Consider the following 20878-nt stretch of genomic DNA (forward strand, 5'->3'; position numbering starts at 1 on the left):
GTGTGGAAATATGGAAAACTCACGCCCTTCCTGTATACTTGGCCTTAAACCAATCCTGTCCTAACTTTTGGGGGATGCTCATTTGGAACAATGAAAGAAATTATCCCATTATGATTTATCAGATTATATCCCTTCTCTAAGAACAAAATATATAGATCTATTTGATAAGAAGCACCTTCATATTTTTTTGTCAAAAATGATTTAATGTCATCATTAAAATTTTCCCCTTTACTACCTACATAAGGCGGATTACCTACCACCACATCAAAGCCTCCTTTGGCAAAGACTTTTGGGAATTGGGTTTGCCAGTTGAAGGCTAAGTCTCCTGCTACTTCGGGATCATCAATCAGGGAGTTGCCTACTTTGATATTGGAACTGAGGGTACTGAGTTTTCTTCCTTTTTGCGCCGTGCGCAGCCATAGGCTGAGTCGAGCGATCTCGACGGACTCTTCGTTGATATCGAATCCGAAGATGTTGTTTTCGAGGATGTGGTTTTCCACGTTTGGAAAGACGATGCTGCTGCCGAAGAGCATGGATTCGAGTTCGTCCAGGTAGCGATGCTCGGCCATGAGGAATTCCAAGACTTGATTGAGGAAAGCTCCCGATCCGCAGGCCGGATCACAGATGGCGAGTTGGAGCAGCCAGTCCCGATAGGCATTGAGTTTATCCCGGAGTTCGATCTTTCGCTTTTGCTCCGCATCCTTGGTTTTATAGACTTTCCCTCGGGAGAATTCTTCGTCGACGATTTCCAATTCGGCTTTTTTCTCGGTGCAGAGTTTGCCGACGGTATTGTCCACGATGTACTTGGTGATGTATTTGGGCGTGTAGAATACCCCGTCTTTCTTCCGCTTGGTTTTGCTTTTGTCTACGAGCGTCCCTTCGAGGGAAGCGCGGACATTTTCGATGTCGTTCAGACTGTGCTCGAAGATATGCCCGAGGATATTGGTATCCACCTCGGATTCGAAGTCGTATTCGGTGAGCTTGAGGACGTGCCTTTTGAGCAGGTCATCAGAGACCTTCAGACTGTCCAGCAAGGAATCGGGTGCGAAGAGTCCTCCGTTGTAGGCGTGGATTTCGGCTTTGTCCTTGCGGGTAGGTCGCCCTGAATTCATAAAGCCAAAATACAACTTGAATCGGTCGTAAAGCGGTACATAAGAATCCAGCCGCTCCAAGGTCTCCCATTGCTTGATGATTTCGGAAATGGAATTGGGCGGAAGGAGTCCTTTGTCCTCGGCAAAGAAGATAAAGAGAAAACGGTCGAGGAGCTTTTGGCTTTTTTTGTAGAGGAGCAGTTCGTCAAGGCCGGGATTATTGGTGACCATATCCTGCCAGAGTTGCTGCTTGAAGGCAGAGTAGTCGGAATAGAGTTTTTTGGTGACCTGCTCTTCAATAAGCAGGGATTCTGTCTTGATCTGTTGAGGGATTCCCTTGAGAAGGTTGTCCTTTTGCAATAGAAGCCACAAGAGTTTGAATTCCTCCCACTGCATGTGCAGGATAGAAAACTCCTGATAATCGACTGCATTGTGTATGTAGAAGCGCAGCTTTTCAAAGTTGCTAGTGATCACATAGATGCAGTCGGGTTGATTGTTTTTGTAATTGAAGGCTTGATCACGGATTTTTTCCAAGTCTTTGGTATCGGTTCCTTTGAGCTCGATTACAGCAAGTGCTTTGCCGCCTTTAAGTATGGCCCCGTCGGTTTTCTTGCTGTCCTTTATGTTTTTGAGTTCCGTGGTCAGGTTGTAATCCGGATCGGGATTGATCGTGTAGCCGAAAATATTTATAAATAGCTCCCGAAGAAACCCCTCCTGAAACTGTTCTTCTTTGGAAGCGCGGATATTCAATCGGCGCATTGGATCGTGAAAGTAAGACATGTAGGCTCCGAAAGCGGCATGCATCGGGGCATGTTCCTGAGCAGCTAGGTATTTCTTAAGGACTGAACTTTGGAATAGAGCCATGAAAAAGGTGGGTGGAAATCTTAACACCTAAAGATATTGGTTTGCTTGAAAACGAAAAGCAATTTCTTGGATGAGAAGGGGAATGTCGGAGTAAAAAAATAATCTAGGCTAATTCTTCTTCCAATTACCTGTAAAAGCAAAAACCACTCATTTCTGAGTGGTTTTTTGAAAAGAGCCCCTTGCCGGGATCGTCCCGATAGCTATCGCGGACAGCGACCTCCTGATTTCTATCCGTGAATCTTTTCAGTAATTTTTGTATAGGTTTCTTTAAAAAGTGACCAAAAAGGAAAAGGGAAGCATTTCTGCTTCCCTTTTTTGAGCCCCTTGCCGGGATCGAACCAGCGACCTACTGATTACAAGTCAGTTGCTCTACCAGCTGAGCTAAAGAGGCTTACCTTTATCGTGGTGCAAATATAGACTTTGGGTCCATTCACTCCAAACCCGCCACCGAAGAAATCTCTATCTCTCAGATTTTGAGCGGGAAAAATTTAAAATTCCCTCAGGATCGTCAGTTTCTTTTTCAACTTGTCGATTTCATCCTCCGCCTTCTGGATTTTGACGTCGAACTGATCCTTGAGTTTATCGGCGGTCTTGGAGGCCGTGAAGAACTCAAGGTTGTTTTTCCAAAGCGTGATGCTGTTTTCCAAGTCAGAAATTTGCTTACGAATACCATGCTCCTTCTTATTCAAGGTCTTCACTGCATTCGGGTCAGACTGAATTCGGTTGAGATTCAGTCTAAACAGGAAGTCCTCCCGGTCTGTACCACTAGGATCCAGTTTCTCCAAGTATTTATCAACGGCCTCTTTGAATTGCGCCTGAATTTCCTTGATATTCTTGCGAGGTACAAAGCCGATGTCATTGAATTCAGAAACCCAAGTGGTCAAGCTATCTTCACTCAGGTCTTCACCGTTTGCAGCCTCTAAAATCCGTGCTATGAGCTCCTGCTTTTTCTTGAGGTTCTGATCAAACTCGGAATTTGCTTGCTTGTTAGAATTCCTTCTGTTTTCAAAGAAAGTATCACAGGCAGCTTTGAATTTCTTATAGAGTGAATCTCTATTCTTCTCTGGAGTCGGGCCAAGTTTTTTCCAGTCTTGCTGGAGTTTTACCAGTTGATTGGCAGTGTTTTGCCAATCCGTATTTCCCATCAACGCTTCAGCCTGCACGATCAGGTCTTCCGCTTTCTTTTGATTGGTGGCACGGATTTCATCCAGTTCTTTGAAGAATAGGTTTTTGTTGTGAAAAAAGTGCTTAAACGCTGCCCAAAAGGCTTTGTTAATCTCTTTCCCTGCTTCCTTGGGCACAGGCCCGATCTTTTCCCAGGTTTTCTGTATCTCCAGGATATCCTTGGTTTTAGCGTTCCAGTCCCTGATTCGGTCGGCCTTAAATTCCGCAAATGGAGCCAATAGGCCAATCAATTCCTCTTTGTCCGATTGGTTTTGTTTGAAGACTTCTTTTTGTCCTTCAAAATATTCCTTTCTGCGATCGTATACCGCATCGGAAGCAGCCTTAAACCGTTGCCAAAGATTTTCCTGATCCTCTCTAGGTACCGGCCCAATGTGTTTAAACTCTTCATGAAGCTCATTCAATTGGCGAATAGCTTCTTTCAGTTCCTTCACATCCTTCAGCAATTCGGCCTTTTCACAAAGCTCAGTCTTGCTTTCCAGGTTCTTCTTACGGTCAAGTTCTTTCAGCTCAAAATAGATACTACGGTTGTCGTAGAATCTGTCCATCAGCGCGTTGAAACTCGCCCATAGATTTCTGTTTTGGGCGGTTGGTACTGGACCGATTGTCTTCCATTCTTCTTGAATCGCCTTAATCGCTCCCATGCTCAGGGTAGTCTCCTCTCCGTCTACAAGTTCGCGCAGCTTGTTAAGCAATTCGTTCTTTGCGGTGAAGTTTTTCTCTTTTTGCTTTTCAGCTTCTTTTCTCAGCGAATTGATCTGATACCTAAAGTCATTAAACACTTTGAAAAACTCGCGCTCCTCCTCGTGCTGACGGTATTCAAAATCATCTTCGGCTCCGCCCTCTGCCTTGAATTTATTAAGTGCCTCGTCTTTGTCCTTCGACACCAATTCTTCAAAGGCAGCCTTTATTTCGTGTGCCAACTTATCCAGCTTCAGAACCGCTGTATGTTGAATTTTATCTTTGAGTAATTTTAAAAGCTGAACCTTAGTCAGGTCAGCGAGCTCGATATGCTCATCCGAATGGTCTTCCTCGTCCTCTGTTTCGTCGCTCTCAGCATCATCTTTTTCGGTGTCAGCATCTGCCTCCCCTTTTACTTCGGGCTCGGCTTCAGGTACAGGGGAGATTGGAGCTTCAGAAGCGGGTACCGTTTCCTCTTCTGCGGCAGGCAGTTCAGAAGATTCTTCGACTGCTTGAGGCACTTCAGCCGGGCTTGCTTCAGCGCTGGCTTCCGATTCGATAGAGCTTGATTCCGAGCTCTTCAAATCGGCTTCATTCGAAACTTCTTCAACTTCAGGTTGGTCGGCTTGTTTTGCATTTTCAATACCTTCCGCTTCTTTTTCAGTCGCTTGGGTCACCTTGTCTTTTTCGGACAATTCGTTACTTTTTTCAGTCATAAAAACTATACTATTTCAAGGCAATATGGGCAAAAGTAGGGATTTTGCCTAATTTAATCTTGGGTCCAAGGGATAATTTGCGATTACCTTAAACTCGCCTCCCATGCTTTTCAAAAGCAAACGCCAGAGCTCGTCTGGGGTATTTTGGAGCACTTCTGAATCAATTTTATGGTCACAAATGATCCAGGTATTATCCTCGAGTTCATCCGAAAGCTGGCCTGATCCCCAGCCACTGTAGCCGATAAAAAAACGCACGCTGTAGGGATCTAAAACTCCCGTTTTCAGTTGCTCCACCAAGCTCTCGAAATCTCCTCCCCACCAGAGTTTCTCGCCAATAGCAATACTGCCTTCCAAAACCTTTTCGCCAAAATAAACAAAGTGTAGCGTATTTTGCTCCACGGGGCCTCCGACGAAGACTTCATTTTCCAGAAATGACAGCTCTTCAACCAGCTCACTCAGGTGTAGAATCGACGGCTTGTTGAGCACCAATCCAAAACTGCCTTCAGAATTATGCTCACACAGCAAAACCACAGAACGCACGAAATTTTCATCCTGCAAAAAGGGTTCGGAGATTAATAGATTGCCTGCTTGAGGTATTTTCGAAGGATCATTCTTCATGCCTTTGTCTTTACTAATTCGTGAAAAATATAGGCTTAAATTTTATAAAACCAATGGCTGTGGTACTTTTATCAGACAATTTTCAACTTTTGAAAAATAGCTATGAAGCTTTCTGAAATTCGTAAAGACTACAGCTCCAAATCACTGGATATCAGAGATGTAAACCATAATCCGATACAACAATTTCGAGCTTGGATCGGCGAAGCAATCGATTCCGAAGTCCCGGAAGTTAATGCAATGTGTCTGTCCACGCTTGGTCTCGATGGATACCCCAACGGCAGAATCGTTCTCCTGAAGGAAGTGGATCACGGGTTTGTTTTTTTCACCAACTATGAAAGTGAGAAAGGGCTGGAAATAGCGAAGTGTCCCAAGGCCTCGCTTACGTTTTTTTGGCCTGAACTAGAGCGTCAGGTTAGAATCAAGGGGAAATTGGAAAAAGTAAATTCCGAAGAATCAGATGCCTATTTTCATTCCAGGCCGATAGGTTCGCAAATTGGAGCCTGGACATCTCCACAGAGTAAACCAATCGCTAGCCGGGAAGAACTTACAAGCCGTCAACATGAATTTGAAAACAAATTCTCAACCGAAGCCATTACCAGGCCACTACATTGGGGAGGATATCGCTTGCTGGCTTCAAGGATCGAGTTTTGGCAGGGAAGACCGAGCAGGCTTCATGATCGTATCAGCTATCAAAAAAACATGGCTGAAGATTGGCAAATCATCCGCCTCGCTCCCTGATCATTTCAGATCAAACAAATCATCAACTCCGATAAACCGCTCTACGGTAAATCCCTCTCCATATTTGGACATGATTCGATGGCCAAATTCTCTGGCTCTGGATTCAATAAAAGGCAAAAATTCTGGAGAAGAGATAAAACTGGAAGGCTCTTCGTTAGTCGGATCGTAAAACTGGGATTTGAAGGCCATGATGCTGGCGACTTTTACATCCCAATATTCGGATATATCGAAGATGAAATCCGGTTCAATGTAATTGTTTTGGATATAGTGGTAGACAAATCTCGGTCTCCAAGGTTCTTGTTCTTCACCATCCTGCGAGGTTTCGATTTTTCGAAGTCCACTCATAAAGCAGGCATTGGTCGCCAGGGAAGATCCTTTCCCATGGTCGGGATGACGGTCAGAAACGGCATTGGCGAGCACGATCTCTGGCCGATACTTTCTTATGACCCGGATGAGTTCCTTTTGGTGAAACTCATCGTCTTTGAAATAGATGTCTTTGAAGCCCATGTTCTCCCGGGCGTAAAGTCCAAGGATTTTTGCAGCATCATCGGATTCTCGCAATCGAATCTGCGGGGTACCTCTGGTACCCATTTCTCCTTGGGTCAGATCCACGATCCCCACCTTATGACCTTTGGCTACGTGTGCAGCTATAGTTCCTGAACAGCCCAATTCGGCATCATCAGGATGAGCTGCCAAAACCAATACATCTAGTTTCATGTTCCGTGCTATTTTACTCTAAGATTCTGACCTACTTTCAGGATCGATCTCGTGGTGATTCCATTTAACCTGGTAAGCTGACTGAGTGAGACACCATACCTACTGGCGATAGAGCCCAGGGTATCCCCCCGTTTCACTCTGTGATAGGCGGCGGCCCTGGCTTTGGCAATGTGACTGAAGAGATCTTTGGAGATCAGGATATCCTGTTTGAACAACTCCCCTTTTTCGAAGTCATAAACTCCCTCCGGGTCAAATGCCAGTCCTTTGTATCTCATTTCATAATGCAGGTGAGATCCAGTACTTCGGCCGGTACTCCCGCCTTTTCCCACTATATCTCCGGCTTTCACCTCATCCCCTACTTCGGCGATTTGCTTAGAGAGGTGGCCGTAGAGTGTCTCTAGACCATTTTTGTGTCGTACCAAAATATAATATCCCCATCCATATCGGTCATAACCTCGGACTCGTACGATTCCATCAAATCCCGCATACACAGGATCTCCGGTGTTCAGATCCAAGTCTGTTCCATAGTGCATCCGTCCCCATCTACCACCAAAGTTGGACGTGACGACAGGTTTGTCCAACGGCATCTTCCAATCCAGTCCATACCGCGTATCATAAAGTCGGAGCTGCAGGCTGTCTTGAAAGGAGCGAATATCGAGATTATAGATATCTACTTTTTTACTATCCCAAGTGGAGTAATATTCAAATGCCGTGACCCATATGCTGTCGATCTGAACTTGCTCAGAAACTTTTATCAATTGATTTGTCGGAGCCCAAGACATTCCGCCTGGCTCCTCACTGATGATCGACCTAATCCTGGCGAGGTTTACGTCATATTGAAAAATTAAAGAATCCGTCTGGAACGTGAGCGTTCTTAGATAGGATTCTTGGTCAAATTGTCTCAGTTCGATGTTTCTTCTCTCCTGAGTATTAGCGGGGTGACTCGTACTGTTTTTCTTTACGATTTTGGGAAAAACCTGAGCATTGGCGTCAACGAAACCAATGCTCAGCATAATTCCTAATATAGCTTTCAGAATAAAATTCCTCATCAACTGGTTTTAATGATTCTCTTGCGCCGCAAGGAAGCGCTCCGCATCCAATGCTGCCATACAACCCGTACCGGCGGCAGTCACTGCCTGCCTGTAAACATTATCCTGTGCATCACCGCAGGCAAAGACGCCTTCCACGTTCGTTTTAGAAGTTCCTGGAATCGTCTTAATGTAACCGGAATGATCCATGTGGATGAAATCTTTAAAGATTTCCGTGTTTGGCTGATGTCCAATAGCAACAAAGAAGCCAGAAACTGCGAGATCCCGCTTTTCACCGGTTTTATTGTTAACAATTCTAGCACCAATAACTTCATCCTCTCCCAAGATCTCCTCAGTCTCCGAATTCCAAAGTATCTCAATCTTCGGATTATTCATTACCCGTGATTGCATAATCTGAGAAGCTCGCATTTCATCTTTCCGTACAATCATGTAGACTTTAGAGCAAATATTCGAAAGATAGGTAGCTTCCTCACAGGCGGTATCTCCCGCTCCAACAATCGCAACGTCCTGGCCTTTGAAGAAAAATCCGTCACAAACAGCACAGGCCGAAACCCCTTTACCATTCAATCTGGTTTCACTTTCTATACCCAACCATTTAGCCGATGCTCCGGTAGAAATGACGGTAGTATCGGCGTGAATCATAATCTGATCGTCCACTGTCACGACATGAGGGCGAGTAGAAAAATCGACCTTCGTCACCTGTCCATATCGCACAGACGTACCAAATCTTTCGGCTTGCTTCCTGAAATCTTCCATCATCTCGGGGCCCATGATTCCATCTGGATATCCTGGATAATTTTCTACGTCATTGGTGATTGTCAACTGGCCTCCAGGTTGCCCTCCGGTGTACAATACGGGTGTCAGTCCAGCTCTTGAGGCATAAATAGCGGCTGTGTAGCCAGCGGGGCCTGATCCGATAATCAATACTTTGACCCTTTCAATTTCCTGATTCATTAATAGCTTGTATTAAATCTGTTAAAATTTGTCATTTTTGGGTAGGTAGCAAAACTAGGGATAGTTAAAATTCCCTAACTGATGTCTTGTTACTTTCAGTGGTATAAATACTAAGGAGTATTAAATAAAAAAGGGGCCTGAGCCCCTTTAGTATTATTATCCCAGGTAGGGTTTAAGCGTCTTGCTTCTGGAAGTATGACGCAGCCTCCTGATTGCCTTTTCTTTGATTTGTCTCACCCGCTCACGGGTCAGGTTGAATTTTTCACCGATTTCCTCCAGGGTCATCGCATGCTCGCCGTTCAATCCAAAGTATAGCGTAATTACGTCAGCTTCCCGTTGAGTCAATGTAGACAACGCGCGTTGAACTTCTTTTCTCAAGGAGTCAGTCATCAATCCATCGTCTGGCTTCTCGTCGCCGTCATTTTCCAAAACGTCCAAAAGGCTGTTTTCTTCGCCCTGCACGAATGGAGCATCCATGGACACGTGACGACCGGAGATCTTCATGGTGTCTACTACCTCTGAAGCAGTCACTTCAAGCACTTCTGCCAGCTCTTCAGGAGACGGCTCTCGCTCAAATTTTTGCTCCAGCTCGCTGAAAGTCTTGGAAATCTTGTTCAGGGAACCTACTCTGTTTAGCGGAAGACGGACAATTCTAGACTGCTCAGCCAAAGCCTGCAAAATAGACTGTCTGATCCACCATACCGCGTAGGAAATGAACTTAAAACCTCTCGTCTCGTCAAATCGCTGTGCAGCTTTGATCAATCCGAGGTTACCCTCATTGATCAAATCTCCGAGAGATAGACCTTGATTCTGGTATTGCTTGGCTACAGAAACCACAAATCGAAGGTTGGCTTTGGTGAGTTTTTCGAGGGCAAGTTGATCGCCTTCACGAATTCTCTTTGCCAAAATCACTTCTTCATCAGCTGTCAACAGGTCGACTTTACCAATTTCCTGTAAGTACTTATCCAGTGATTGGGATTCTCTGTTGGTAATCTGTTTGCTAATTTTTAGCTGCCTCATTCAGGATAGAATTTGAGAAATTAAATTTTTAATGCAATAAGATAATCAATTGTTTGATCAAGCAAGACCTTAGGAAACAGGTTTTTCAGGCTTTGGCAAAAGAGCCTTTCTTGAAAGCTTGAATTTCCCGGTCTTTTTATCGACGTCGATCAATTTTACACTGATTTCTTCGCCTGGCTCCAAGACGCCTTCCATGCTTTCCAATCTCTCCCACTTGATCTCGGAGATATGGAGTAAACCATCTTTGCCCGGCATAAATTCCACAAAAGCACCAAATGGCTGAATGTTTTTCACTTTGCCAGTGTACACTTCACCGATTTCAGGCTGAGCTACGATGGCTTTGATTCGCTTGATCGCAGCGTCCATATTTGCCTGGTTGGCAGAGAACACGTTGATTTTACCTTGATTTTCAACCTCTTCGATGATAATCGTAGCCCCGGTATCCTTCTGGATTTCCTGAATTACTTTTCCTCCTGGCCCGATTACGGCACCGATGAGCTCCTTAGGGATCCACATCATGAACGAACGTGGTGTATGAGGCTTAAGGTCAGTCTTTGGCGCAGCCAAAGTCTTTGAGATCTCACTTAAAATGTGAAGGCGACCTTCTTTAGCTTGGTACAGGGCTTCTTTCAAAACTGAATAATCCAGTCCTTCCACTTTGAGATCCATCTGGCATGCAGTGATTCCTTTTTCGGTTCCAGTCACTTTGAAATCCATGTCGCCCAAGTGATCTTCGTCGCCAAGGATATCAGAAAGGATCGCATAGTTACCGGTTTTTGCATCGGAGATCATCCCCATCGCAATACCTGTTACCGGCGCTTTGATTGGAATACCTGCGTCCATCAATGCCAATGACCCTGCGCAAACAGTCGCCATGGATGAAGAACCGTTTGATTCCAAGATGTCAGATACGATACGGATGGTGTATGGATTCTCTTCTACTGGAGGAAGTACTTTCTTCAAAGCTCTCATGGCAAGGTTGCCGTGACCAACTTCTCTTCTTCCTGGGCCTCTGTTTGGTTTTACCTCACCGGTAGAGAATCCCGGGAAGTTGTAGTGCAAGTAGAACTTGTTATATCCGGAGATCACCGCGCCGTCGATCATCTGCTCGTCCATCTTGGTACCGAGAGTACAAGTGGTGACAGACTGGGTTTCCCCTCTTGTAAATACAGCCGAGCCGTGTGCAGAGGGAAGATAATCCACGACAGACCAGATCGGCCTGATTTCATTCAATGCTCTTCCGTCCAATCTTTTCTTGGTCTCAAGAGTCAGATTACGCGCTGCTTCTTTGTGAATCTTATGAAAATAGGGACCGATCAGGCTTGCCTCAAACTCATGCTCAGTGCCGAGATTCGCTACAAACTCATCCTTAATGGCTTTAATCAGCGCAGAACGCTCGGTCTTATTGGCGATTTGCTTGCTTACTGATGCGAAAAGTTTGTCATAAAGCTCAGCTTTCATCTTGTCGTAAAGCGCAGCGTCAGACTTCTCGTGGCTGTAAGTACGCTTTATTTCTTTACCCACCATCGCAGTCAGCTCGATCTGAGCTTGGCAATGTCTTTTGATTTCTTCATGCGCAAACTGCATCGCTTCGAGCATTTCCTCTTCTGCGATTTCGTTTGCTTCACCTTCTACCATCAGGATGTAATCCAAAGAACCAGCTACGATGAATTCCAACGTTGCCTGCTCCAAAGACTTAGGGCTAGGGTTGATCACCAATTTGCCATCGATTTTGGCTACTCTCACTTCTGAGATCGGGCCGTTGAATGGGATATCAGAAACAGACAAAGCCGCAGAAGCAGCAAGTCCTGCCAGGCAATCCGGCAATACTTCGCTGTCATAAGACATCAAGGTGATCGCTACTTGGGTATCGGCATGGTAATCGTCCGGGAAAATCGGACGGATCGCCCGGTCAACGATTCTACTGATCAAAATTTCGTAGTCAGACAATCTGCCCTCTCTTTTCAAAAATCCTCCTGGGATTTTTCCCGAAGAGGCAAATTTCTCTTGGTAATCAACTGACAAAGGCAAAAAGTCTACACCTTCTAGGGCGTCTTTCTTAGCAACAACGGTCGCTAGAATCATCGCATTTCCCATCCGCACTACTACAGAACCGTCGGCCTGTTTGGCAAGTGCTCCGGTTTCGATAGTGATTTCTCTGCCATCCTGTAGTTGGATGGTCTTTGTGATCAAATTTGGTAACATAAATTGTTGTTAGTATAATTTCTTCGGTCTGAAAAATCTAGGCATCTAGCTTAAAAAGAAAAAAGTAAGGTTCTCAACTTATGAGAACCTTACTAAAAGGATTATTTTCTGATTCCGAGCTCGGCAATGATTGCTCTGTAGCGCTCGATTTCTTTCTTGTGGAGGTAGTCCAGTAGGCTTCTTCTCTTACCTACGAGCTTCAACAAACCCAATCTAGTGGAGTGATCCTTCTTATTTGACTTTAGGTGCTCAGTCAAATGCTTGATTCTGTGAGTGAAGAGGGCAATCTGTGATTCAGGAGATCCTGTATCGTTAGCAGATTTTAACCGTCCATGATTCTGAAATAACTCTTGTTTTTTCTCTGATGTTAAATACATGTTTAGCTAAATTTTGTAAAACAGACACAAAGGTAAGCTTATTATTCGGGAAAGTAAACGATCAGCTGGACTTTGCTTTGATTCTGGAGAAATAAACAGCTACTTTTTTCCAAATTCCAGAATAAAAATCAGCCTCAAACAATCTCGCGTCTTTTCTTGCTTGCCTTAGGAAAAACAAGCCAAAGGGAACAAGGCATAGGTTGGAGAAAACAGTCCCAAAAAGTGGTGCTGTGATCCCCTCTTTAGCCCATTTTTCGCCTGTGATGGTCAACATGTAAAAGAGTATAAAAAAGATAATTGAGATCAAAACCGGCATACCAAGCCCTCCCTTTTTAATGATCGCACCAAGAGGTGCGCCGATCAAAAACATTACAAAACAGGCGATGGCTTGGGTATATTTCTGATACCAGGCTATTTCATACCTCCTATATTCTCTTTCATGGTTATCCACCTGAGTACTTTTGACGTCAAAGGAATTTTTAAGATTCCGTGAATTATTCAAAGCCATCGTGTAGGCATTGGAGATGTATCCGCGCTTGATAACCACCGAATCGATCAACTCGCGTTCTTTGTCCGTAAGCGGCGTAGTTCGCTTTACTTTTTTGACTTCCTCAGCAGCCAAAGTATCCGCTGCTGCGATTGACGATGATTTAGTCAACGCCACAGAATCTCCCATCGTCAGCCGGCGATTGGATTTCTGGCTAAAAATAGAATCTGACTTTGAAATCTCAGCGCTTGCGGTCACATTCAGTGGCGACTCTTTACTTTGAAGAGAGTCTTCCCCTTTAATTGCGGTAGAGTCTTCCAAATTCTTAAGATTTTTTATGGAATCCTGTTCCTTTTTCTCTCTTTCAAGCCTCGCCTTTCTTAACGCGTCATCTCTGGTTTTGCGGTCTTTAATTTCCTGAGGTGGCGTGAGCGGACGTTCTCTGGTGAAAAAAGGGTAGATACTTTGGGCTGTTTGATAATTCTGAAATTTGAGATCATTAACCAGCGTATTGATCGAATCCAATCCCAGTTTGATTTGCGCGATGTTTTTGATCGCCCGGTTAGTGGACCAGAGATCTTCTGGTGTACGGCTGAGCTGGAATGCATCGAGATCAAATACGATCACATTCTCGTCAAACTTAGTCCTTGAAAACTCCACCGGAGCCTCCTGTATTCCGCGGGTCGCCCGTTGTTCTTTATAGCTTCGTCCGTTATATAACGTCAACTTGAGGTAGCTGTCGCTGAAAAAGGTCTCCATTCTACCGGAATCAGCCAGGGTTACATTTAGATTACCCTGCTGATCCGCATGATTGTAGATTATTATATCTTTCAATCGGACATCGTCGAGTTTCTCATTGACCTTAATACTATAGGAAGGAATTCCCGAATAAAACACCCCCTCCTTAATATCCAGTGCGGGAGATTTCATCCGAATATCATACAGCAAACTGAAGGTCTTCAGATTGACTTTTGGTACGAGATAATTATTGGACAGATAGGCCGCTATGGTCAACACAACTGCGAAAATGCCGATAGGCCTCATGGCCCTAATCAATGAGATACCGCTGCTTTTGATGGCGGTCAGTTCGAAGTGCTCGCCAAGATTTCCGAAAGTCATCAAGCTGGAAAGCAAAACCGCAAGCGGCAATGCCATCGGAGAAATACTGATCACGAAGTAGCCAATCAACTCTGCGTAAATCCAAAATCCCAGCCCTTTCCCGAAGATCTCGTCAAAATACTTGAGCATGTTGACAATCAATAAGATGAAGTCAACAACCAAAAAAGTCAGTAAAAATGGCCCTATAAAGGATCCTAAAATTAGCTTATCGAGTTTTTTCATTCGTGCAAACTTCCTCCGGCAAGGAAAACGATTTACCAATGCCAGGGTTCAAAGTTGGCAAATAGAAGGGAATTTATCCACCTATAATTTCCTTGAGCTTCGAAATCAGCCCATCCCAAATCGCCTCGAGTTCCTCTTCCTCGTACTCATTCGAGTAATCAATGACCTTAATGAAAAGCGATTGGGTCAGCTCATTTTCTTCCAACTTAAATTCGATAAAGGAGTGATCGGTTTCATTTGGGATTTTTGGGTCAAAAAAATCAAACTTCACATGCAGATTTGATCTCAGTGATGTCAGCTTTGCATGATGATCCTCATTGTCAAAATTGAAAATATAATTTTTATCCTCGTCAATTCGCACCTCGTCTGCAAACCACTCCTCTAAACCACTGGCAGAACTTAAATAATGGAAAACAATTTTCTTGGAAGCATTTATTTGATAATCAGCGACAAACTTATTTTTGACCATGATGCGTTATTTTAAAGGTGACTTTTTCACACTTTTCTCAAAACTGAACTTGCATTTAAGAGTACAAGACCTCATATTTGCATTCCCTTTCGCAGGGGGCTCAAAATGGCTAATTTCGCACGGAAATCGCCTGATTTTTTGAAATTCGATGATGGTTTAAGTTAGCCATTAATTTCAAAAATCAATACCAGTAAAAATTTATTAAAATATTTGGCGAGATAGCTCATCCCGATAGCCATCGGGAGGTTAGAGCGCAGGATTCATATCCGCCGCGGCGGACGGGAGTTTAAATCTCCTGTTAGATTGACATATTACCAACAAAGAATAATGGCGAGGTAGCTCAGTTGGTTAGAGCGCAGGATTCATAACCCTGAGGTCGGGAGTTCAAATCTCCCTCTCGCTACTCAAGGCTTTCGGAAACGGAAGCCTTTTCTTTTTTTGGGAATTCGATAAACTGCTCAGTTGGTTAGAGTACAGGATTCCTATCCCTACCTTCAAGTAGGCAGGCGCTGCGCCACGGCAACAGGAAAAGCGGAAGGGAGCCAACCTTCGGCAGGTAAATTCTACCCTCTCCTTCCGAAGCCTGATTGGAATCGAGAAATTTTTCTTTTTTAGAAGGAGGAAATCGATTTGACATTCACGCCCTCTAATCCCTTCGCTCTTTCTTTTCGCCGATACTTATGTCATTGCAGCGGTTCAAGCAAAATTTTTATAGCTTAACAGCAAGGATCGAGAAATTCGGCAATTCTCTTCCGCTCTTTCCTTTGTAAAAAACGCAAACCCGAAAAACCATGAATTCAAGAATCTTCTCACTTTCCCTTGCCCTAATCCTCCTTTCTGGAATTTCCTTCGCACAGGACAACGCCTTAAGCAAGAAGGAGAAAAAAGACGGCTGGAAACTACTATTCAATGGAGAAAACTTCGAAGGATGGACCTCTCCCAAGGGAGATTCTCCCGACTCAGTATGGAAGATAGAGGACGGCGTATTTTCTCTCCAAAAAAAGAACAACGACAAGCGTATGAACATCATCACCACGGATAAATATGGGGACTTTGAACTGGTGGTCGATTTCAAATTAACAGAAGCCGCAAACTCCGGCATCAAATACTTTTACAATAATCACGATCAAAGTGTTGAGCTGGGATTGGAATATCAGATCATCGACAATGATCGCCATCCTGACGCTAAAGATGAAAATCGTCGCTTGGCTGCCCTGTATGACATGTTCGAGGTCAGTACTGTCGAAAAGGTGAATGTCGGTGAATGGAACCATATCCGAATCGTATCCAAGGGTTCAACAGTCACTCATTACTTAAATGGAGTAGAAGTATTGAGTTTTGATCGCAAAAGTGATGCCTTTGAAACAGCTCGAGCTGCCAGTAAATACAGCAAGGCGAAACCTCTTTTTGGCTCATTTGACACCGGACATATCCTGATTCAAGATCACAGCGACATCGTCTATTTCAAAAACGTCAAAATAAAAGCAAACTAAAGCCTGAATCTTCCCAGCCTTGGCCAGTTGTACTTGCCTTCAAACAACTTTATAGGTAACTCCAAGCCAATGAACCCAAAATCCATTCAAAACCCACCCGAGTCGTTTTTCAAAAAGCTGCGTTTTTTAGGGCCTGGATTTATCCTGTCTGCCTCTATTGTCGGCTCTGGAGAATTGATCGCGACGACGGTACTGGGAGCGAAAGCCGGATTCATTACCTTTTGGGTGATCTTGATCAGCTGCTTGATCAAGGTCGCCATCCAACTGGAGTTCGGAAAAAACGCCATCGTCTCTGGCAGGCCTTTGATGCAGGAATTTAACCGATTGGACGGTCCTACTTTCGGAAAGGCAAACTGGGCGGTTTGGTCGACTTTTTTGCTCACCTCCTTTAAAATACTCCAAATCGGAGGTATGATTGGCGGTTCGGCGATTGTCCTGAATCTGATCTTCCCTTCCTTTCCGATCAATCTTTGGTTGGTGCTGATTGGGCTTAGTCTTAGTTTGCTGATTTTCAAAAACTACTATCACCTGATCGAGAAAGCTTCCACGCTGATGGTGTTTGGCTTTACGATGTTCACCATCGCTTCTTTGATCGGGCTATTTTATACACCGTTTAGATTTACGTTGGACGATGTGTTGTCGGGGTTGACTTTTGATTTGCCACAGAAAGTTCTTTTTGTGGCAATCGGCGCTTTTGGAATTACCGGTGTCGCTAGTGATGAAATCATAGCCTATACTTATTGGTGTCAGGAAAAAGGGTATGCAGCCTATGTCGGTGCGAATGACGGCTCGGAATCCTGGAGACAACGTGCCCGAGGTTGGACAAAGATCATGTATCTCGATGCATTTCTGGCGATGATCATCTATACCCTAGTGACTGCCGCTTTCTATTTGTTGGGAGCTGCGGTCCTCTATGGCCGCTCGGAAATTCCGGATGGAAACGATCTGATCAATTATCTCGCGAATATCTATACCGACTCTCTTGGGTCTGGAGCGAGATTCGGCTATCTAGCTGGCGCCTTTTTTGCCTTGTATTCCAGCATCTTCGCGTCGCTGGCTTATTGGTCCAGGCTCTACCCCGATGTCTTTTGTGAGTTGGGATGGATAAGGCGTGGTGATGAATTACAAAGGAAAAAATGGGTTGGAATCCTCGCTTGGTTATTCCCGATCATCTGGGTGATTACGTATCTTTTCATAAAGCTTCCTGGCATTATGGTACTTTCAGGCGGGGTCGTCGCTTCAGTATTGTTACTGGTCGTCGTCGCTGCGGCGATCAAGTTCAGGGCAAAAAATAGAGAACTGAAACTGACTTCCGGATTAGGATCAGAGCTCATGTTTTGGCTAAGTGCTGCTGCGATCCTGGGAGTGTCTGCCTACGGGATTTGGAAGCTATTTTAATCAAAGCATTCTAAAAAATCAGTAGAAATATCAGCTTCAGCGAGGTCATTCACCAACAAAAAAAGCCTTCCCATTTGGGAAGGCTCTCCGTAAAATAAGGATGTGCCGACCTTATTTTACTCTTTCAACTACAGCTTTGAATGCTTCTGGATGGTTCATTGCCAAATCAGCCAAAACCTTACGGTTAAGTTCGATTTCTGCTTTCTTCAGCAAACCCATCAATTGAGAATAGGAAACCCCGTGTACTCTCGCACCGGCGTTGATACGCTGAATCCACAAAGCTCTGAATTCTCTTTTCTTCGCTTTACGATCTCTGTATGCGTACTGAAGACCTTTCTCGTACTTGTTTTTCGCTACAGTCCATACGTTGCTACCTCTTCCGAAATAACCTCTTGTGGCCTTTAGCACTTTTTTTCTTCTTGCTCTGGACGCTACTGCGTTTACCGATCTAGGCATAGTTTTTTTAGTTTTTGACACTTGGTGTTCCGATCATTTCGGAATCTTGTCTACCAAAGCATCTGGTGAATTAATGAACCTTAATTTTAATCTTGAGTCAAGCTGAAAATCAGATCTTCAACATGTCTCTTACTCTTCCTTCGTCGGCAACGTGTACCAAACCGGTCTTGGTCAGGTTATGCTTACGCTTGGTAGATTTTTTGGTCAGGATGTGGCTTTTGAAAGCGTGTTTCCTTTTGATTTTACCGGTTCCCGTTAGGGCGAACCGCTTTTTTGCACTGGATTTGGTTTTTACTTTTGGCATTTTGCTGTATTTATATTGGTTGAAATTACTTTTTTCCTGCCTTCGCAGCGATGAAGATGCTCATTCGCTTTCCTTCCAATTTAGGCATTTGCTCCACCACTCCATGGTCTTCGAGCTCCTGCGCAAATTTCAACAGCAGCATCTCCCCTCTTTCCTTGAAGACAATAGAACGGCCGACGAAGTGTACGTAAGCTTTCACTTTTGCTCCTTCTTTCAGAAAGTTGATCGCATGCTTTAGCTTGAAGTTGAAGTCGTGATCATCGGTATTAGGCCCGAATCTGATTTCCTTTAAAACAACTTTCGCTGCATTGGCCTTGATCTCCTTTTGCTTCTTCTTTTGCTCGTATTTAAACTTCGCATAGTCGATGATCTTACATACGGGAGGCTCTGCATTGGGAGAAATCTCGACAAGATCAAGTTCGTTGTCTTGTGCAAGTTTGATGGCTTTCTCGATAGAAAGGACGGCGTTGCCGCCTTCCACGAAATCACCGACTAGTCTTACTTCGCGAACTCTTATTTTATGATTGATTCGATAAGGTTCTTCTTGTCTTCCTCTTTGTTGCTGGTATGGTCTTTGGCTCAAGTTAGCTTTGGTTGTTCTTGTGAAATTGCCTGCAAATATCGGAATTATTTCTAATTCTAAAAAGCAGAATAAAATAATACGTTCTTACTGCTTACTCAGGGATTCTGAAATAATCCCTTGAAAATACTTGATAAACTCCTCGATTGAGAAGCTTCCCAAGTCGCCCTGCCCGTGTTTTCGCACAGACACTTTTTGTTCATCCTGCTCTTTTTCACCTACTATCAGCATGAAAGGCACTTTTTTCACTTCCGAGTCACGGATCTTACGGCCGATCTTTTCATCCCGGTTGTCAATGTGCCCGGCAATACCGGCATCGTCCAGCAACGCCTTTAGTTCCTCAGCATATCCGATATATTTTTCGGAAATAGGCAAAATATTAATCTGTTCTGGAGAAAGCCACAGCGGAAAATCGCCCGCACAGTGCTCGATCAGCACGGCTACAAATCGCTCCAAGGAGCCAAATGGCGCTCGGTGAATCATCACCGGACGGTGCTTCTGATTGTCAGATCCGATGTATTCGAGCTGGAATCGGTCAGGTAACTGATAGTCCACCTGGATGGTTCCCAGCTGCCACTTTCTACCCAAAGCGTCCTTCACCATGAAGTCCAACTTCGGCCCGTAGAATGCCGCCTCTCCCAGTTCAGTCACAGTGACCAAACCTTTCTCTGCCGCCGCTTCGATGATCGCAGATTCAGCTTTTTGCCAAGCTTCATCCCCACCGATGTATTTCTCTTTCTTTTCCGGATCTCTCAAAGAAATCTGCGCAGTATAATCCTCAAAACCCAAGGCTTTGAATACATATAGCACCAAGTCAATCACCTTGATAAACTCTTCCTTCACCTGATCTGGACGACAGAAGATATGTGCATCGTCCTGGGTAAATCCTCTCACACGAGTCAACCCATGCAACTCTCCACTTTGCTCGTATCGGTAAACGGTACCAAACTCAGCGTATCGAATAGGCAAATCCTTGTAGGACCTTGGCTTGTGTTTGTAGATTTCACAGTGATGCGGACAGTTCATCGGCTTCAGCAAAAACTCCTCCCCTTCGTGTGGCGTGGTGATCGGCTGAAAGGAATCCTTCCCGTATTTCTCGTAGTGACCGGAAGTTTCATACAAAACTTTGCTCCCAATATGGGGCGTGGTGACCTGCTGATAGCCCGATTTGTCCTGGGCTTTTTTCATAAAGTTGATCAGCCGCTCACGTAGCAAAGTGCCCTTAGGAAGCCACAAAGGCAATCCCATCCCCACTTTTTCAGAAAAAGTAAAAAGCTCCAGCTCACGGCCGATCTTGCGGTGGTCACGCTTCTTGGCTTCCTCAAGTAAAGTCAGATAATCTTTCAATTCTTGCGCCTTTGGAAAAGTAACCCCGTAGATTCGGGTCAGCATCTTGCGCTTTTCGTCTCCTCTCCAGTACGCACCGGCGATATTCGTGAGCTTCACCGCTTTGACAAAACCGGTATGTGGAATATGTGGACCACGGCAAAGATCCGTGAAATCACCCTGCTGATAGAAGGTAATCGATCCATCCTCCAGACCTTCCAGGAGATCGAGTTTGTATTCGTCTCCTTTTTCCTGAAAGAAAGCTACCGCTTCCTTTTTGCCGACATTAGTTCTGATAAACTCACTTTTCTGCTTGGCAAGCTCGATCATCTTCTGCTCGATCTTCTCCAGCTCATCCCCTTCCAGCTTGTGGTCACCGAAGTCCACATCGTAGTAGAATCCGGTCTCGATTGGAGGACCGATTCCGAATTTTGTGCCTGGGTACAAGGCTTCCAAAGCCTCGGCCATCAAGTGGGCGGATGAGTGCCAAAAGGTGTTTTTACCTTCCAGATCGTTCCAGGTGAGCAATTGCAAAGTGGAATCTTCGTCGATGGCTCGGGTAGCATCCCAAACCTGACCGTTTACTTTGGCGGCGAGGACATTCCGTGCCAAACCCTCGCTGATACTTGCAGCAATCTGTAGCCCGGTAGTTCCCTTTTCGTACTCCTTCACGGTGCCATCCGGAAGGGTAATTTTAATTTGATCAGACATGTGTTGTTTTTTTCTGCCCATACAAACAGGCAATGGGTCTAAGCTGCAAATATGCACAACCGCTTAGGAAAGGAAAAATTTAGTGAAGGGGAATAAGGAAA

The 20878-nt window shown here is 44.6% G+C and carries 18 protein-coding genes and 2 tRNA genes; 4 read left to right on the forward strand and 16 right to left on the reverse strand.

The genetic code is table 11. The features are described 5' to 3' along the window. Positions 1 to 44: 44 nt before the first annotated feature. The 4 genes from ABD031_RS15450 to ABD031_RS15465 all read right to left on the reverse strand — a co-directional run bounded on the left by ABD031_RS15450 (position 45) and on the right by ABD031_RS15465 (position 5152). Entirely contained in the window at positions 45 to 1955 is a 1911-nt protein-coding gene (locus tag ABD031_RS15450; RefSeq protein WP_343853068.1) for an Eco57I restriction-modification methylase domain-containing protein, read from the reverse strand. A gap of 318 nt (positions 1956 to 2273) precedes the next feature. Then, positions 2274 to 2346 (reverse strand) — tRNA-Thr (locus ABD031_RS15455). 97 nt (positions 2347 to 2443) lie between these two features. Continuing rightward, positions 2444 to 4534, reverse strand: coding sequence for a DUF349 domain-containing protein (locus ABD031_RS15460; protein ID WP_343853069.1), 2091 nt, complete (start codon positions 4532 to 4534; stop codon positions 2444 to 2446). A gap of 48 nt (positions 4535 to 4582) precedes the next feature. Beyond that, positions 4583 to 5152 carry a YqgE/AlgH family protein gene (locus tag ABD031_RS15465; RefSeq protein ID WP_343853070.1) on the reverse strand — a complete coding sequence of 190 codons (570 nt, stop codon included), beginning with the start codon at positions 5150 to 5152 and terminating at the stop codon, positions 4583 to 4585. A 102-nt stretch (positions 5153 to 5254) separates the two neighbouring features. On the opposite strand from ABD031_RS15465, the gene pdxH reads away from it, so the two are divergent. Further along, positions 5255 to 5890 carry a pyridoxamine 5'-phosphate oxidase gene (pdxH, locus tag ABD031_RS15470; protein WP_343853071.1) on the forward strand — a complete coding sequence of 212 codons (636 nt, stop codon included), beginning with the start codon at positions 5255 to 5257 and terminating at the stop codon, positions 5888 to 5890. Here the strand turns inward: pdxH and bshB1 are convergent, their stop codons facing one another. The 8 genes from bshB1 to ABD031_RS15510 form a co-directional block, all read right to left on the reverse strand. After that, positions 5891 to 6607 (reverse strand): bacillithiol biosynthesis deacetylase BshB1, encoded by a 717-nt coding sequence (gene bshB1 / locus ABD031_RS15475; RefSeq protein WP_343853072.1) that lies wholly within the window; start codon positions 6605 to 6607, stop codon positions 5891 to 5893. It lies immediately after the preceding gene. A gap of 8 nt (positions 6608 to 6615) precedes the next feature. Next, positions 6616 to 7656 (reverse strand): peptidoglycan DD-metalloendopeptidase family protein, encoded by a 1041-nt coding sequence (locus tag ABD031_RS15480; protein WP_343853073.1) that lies wholly within the window; start codon positions 7654 to 7656, stop codon positions 6616 to 6618. 9 nt (positions 7657 to 7665) lie between these two features. Next, positions 7666 to 8610: a thioredoxin-disulfide reductase gene (trxB, locus tag ABD031_RS15485; RefSeq protein WP_343853074.1), complete on the reverse strand. Its 945-nt coding sequence runs from the start codon at positions 8608 to 8610 to the stop codon at positions 7666 to 7668. Positions 8611 to 8766: 156 nt separating this feature from the next. Continuing rightward, positions 8767 to 9630, reverse strand: a complete 864-nt coding sequence (locus ABD031_RS15490; protein ID WP_343853075.1) for a sigma-70 family RNA polymerase sigma factor — start codon at positions 9628 to 9630, stop codon at positions 8767 to 8769. Positions 9631 to 9699: 69 nt separating this feature from the next. Then, a complete protein-coding gene (gene pnp, locus ABD031_RS15495) occupies positions 9700 to 11835 on the reverse strand; it encodes a polyribonucleotide nucleotidyltransferase (RefSeq protein ID WP_343853076.1) in 2136 nt (711 codons plus the stop codon). Between the two features lie 101 nt (positions 11836 to 11936). Further along, the gene (gene rpsO / locus ABD031_RS15500; RefSeq protein WP_343853077.1) at positions 11937 to 12212 is read right to left on the reverse strand and encodes a 30S ribosomal protein S15; all 276 of its coding nucleotides are present in this window, start codon (positions 12210 to 12212) and stop codon (positions 11937 to 11939) included. A 61-nt stretch (positions 12213 to 12273) separates the two neighbouring features. Next, entirely contained in the window at positions 12274 to 14040 is a 1767-nt protein-coding gene (locus ABD031_RS15505) for an LptF/LptG family permease (protein WP_343853078.1), read from the reverse strand. Between the two features lie 73 nt (positions 14041 to 14113). Next, a complete protein-coding gene (locus ABD031_RS15510; RefSeq protein ID WP_343853079.1) occupies positions 14114 to 14509 on the reverse strand; it encodes an START-like domain-containing protein in 396 nt (131 codons plus the stop codon). A gap of 329 nt (positions 14510 to 14838) precedes the next feature. On the opposite strand from ABD031_RS15510, the gene ABD031_RS15515 reads away from it, so the two are divergent. The 3 genes from ABD031_RS15515 to ABD031_RS15525 all read left to right on the forward strand — a co-directional run bounded on the left by ABD031_RS15515 (position 14839) and on the right by ABD031_RS15525 (position 17400). Next, a tRNA-Met gene (locus tag ABD031_RS15515) sits at positions 14839 to 14912 on the forward strand. 388 nt (positions 14913 to 15300) lie between these two features. After that, a complete protein-coding gene (locus ABD031_RS15520; RefSeq protein ID WP_343853080.1) occupies positions 15301 to 16002 on the forward strand; it encodes a 3-keto-disaccharide hydrolase in 702 nt (233 codons plus the stop codon). Positions 16003 to 16071: 69 nt separating this feature from the next. Further along, the gene (locus tag ABD031_RS15525) at positions 16072 to 17400 is read left to right on the forward strand and encodes an Nramp family divalent metal transporter (protein ID WP_343853081.1); all 1329 of its coding nucleotides are present in this window, start codon (positions 16072 to 16074) and stop codon (positions 17398 to 17400) included. 111 nt (positions 17401 to 17511) lie between these two features. On the opposite strand, the gene rplT is transcribed toward ABD031_RS15525, so the two are convergent. The 4 genes from rplT to thrS form a co-directional block, all read right to left on the reverse strand. Then, positions 17512 to 17856 carry a 50S ribosomal protein L20 gene (gene rplT, locus ABD031_RS15530; RefSeq protein WP_343853082.1) on the reverse strand — a complete coding sequence of 115 codons (345 nt, stop codon included), beginning with the start codon at positions 17854 to 17856 and terminating at the stop codon, positions 17512 to 17514. A 109-nt stretch (positions 17857 to 17965) separates the two neighbouring features. Next, the gene (gene rpmI / locus ABD031_RS15535) at positions 17966 to 18160 is read right to left on the reverse strand and encodes a 50S ribosomal protein L35 (RefSeq protein ID WP_343853083.1); all 195 of its coding nucleotides are present in this window, start codon (positions 18158 to 18160) and stop codon (positions 17966 to 17968) included. 25 nt (positions 18161 to 18185) lie between these two features. Then, entirely contained in the window at positions 18186 to 18743 is a 558-nt protein-coding gene (gene infC / locus ABD031_RS15540; protein ID WP_343853084.1) for a translation initiation factor IF-3, read from the reverse strand. An 84-nt stretch (positions 18744 to 18827) separates the two neighbouring features. Beyond that, on the reverse strand, positions 18828 to 20777 hold the full coding sequence (gene thrS / locus ABD031_RS15545; RefSeq protein ID WP_343853085.1) for a threonine--tRNA ligase: 1950 nt from the start codon (positions 20775 to 20777) through the stop codon (positions 18828 to 18830). Positions 20778 to 20878: the final 101 nt, after the last annotated feature.

The sequence above is a fragment of the Algoriphagus jejuensis genome (assembly GCF_039523455.1).
In the GTDB taxonomy this organism is placed as follows: domain Bacteria; phylum Bacteroidota; class Bacteroidia; order Cytophagales; family Cyclobacteriaceae; genus Algoriphagus; species Algoriphagus jejuensis.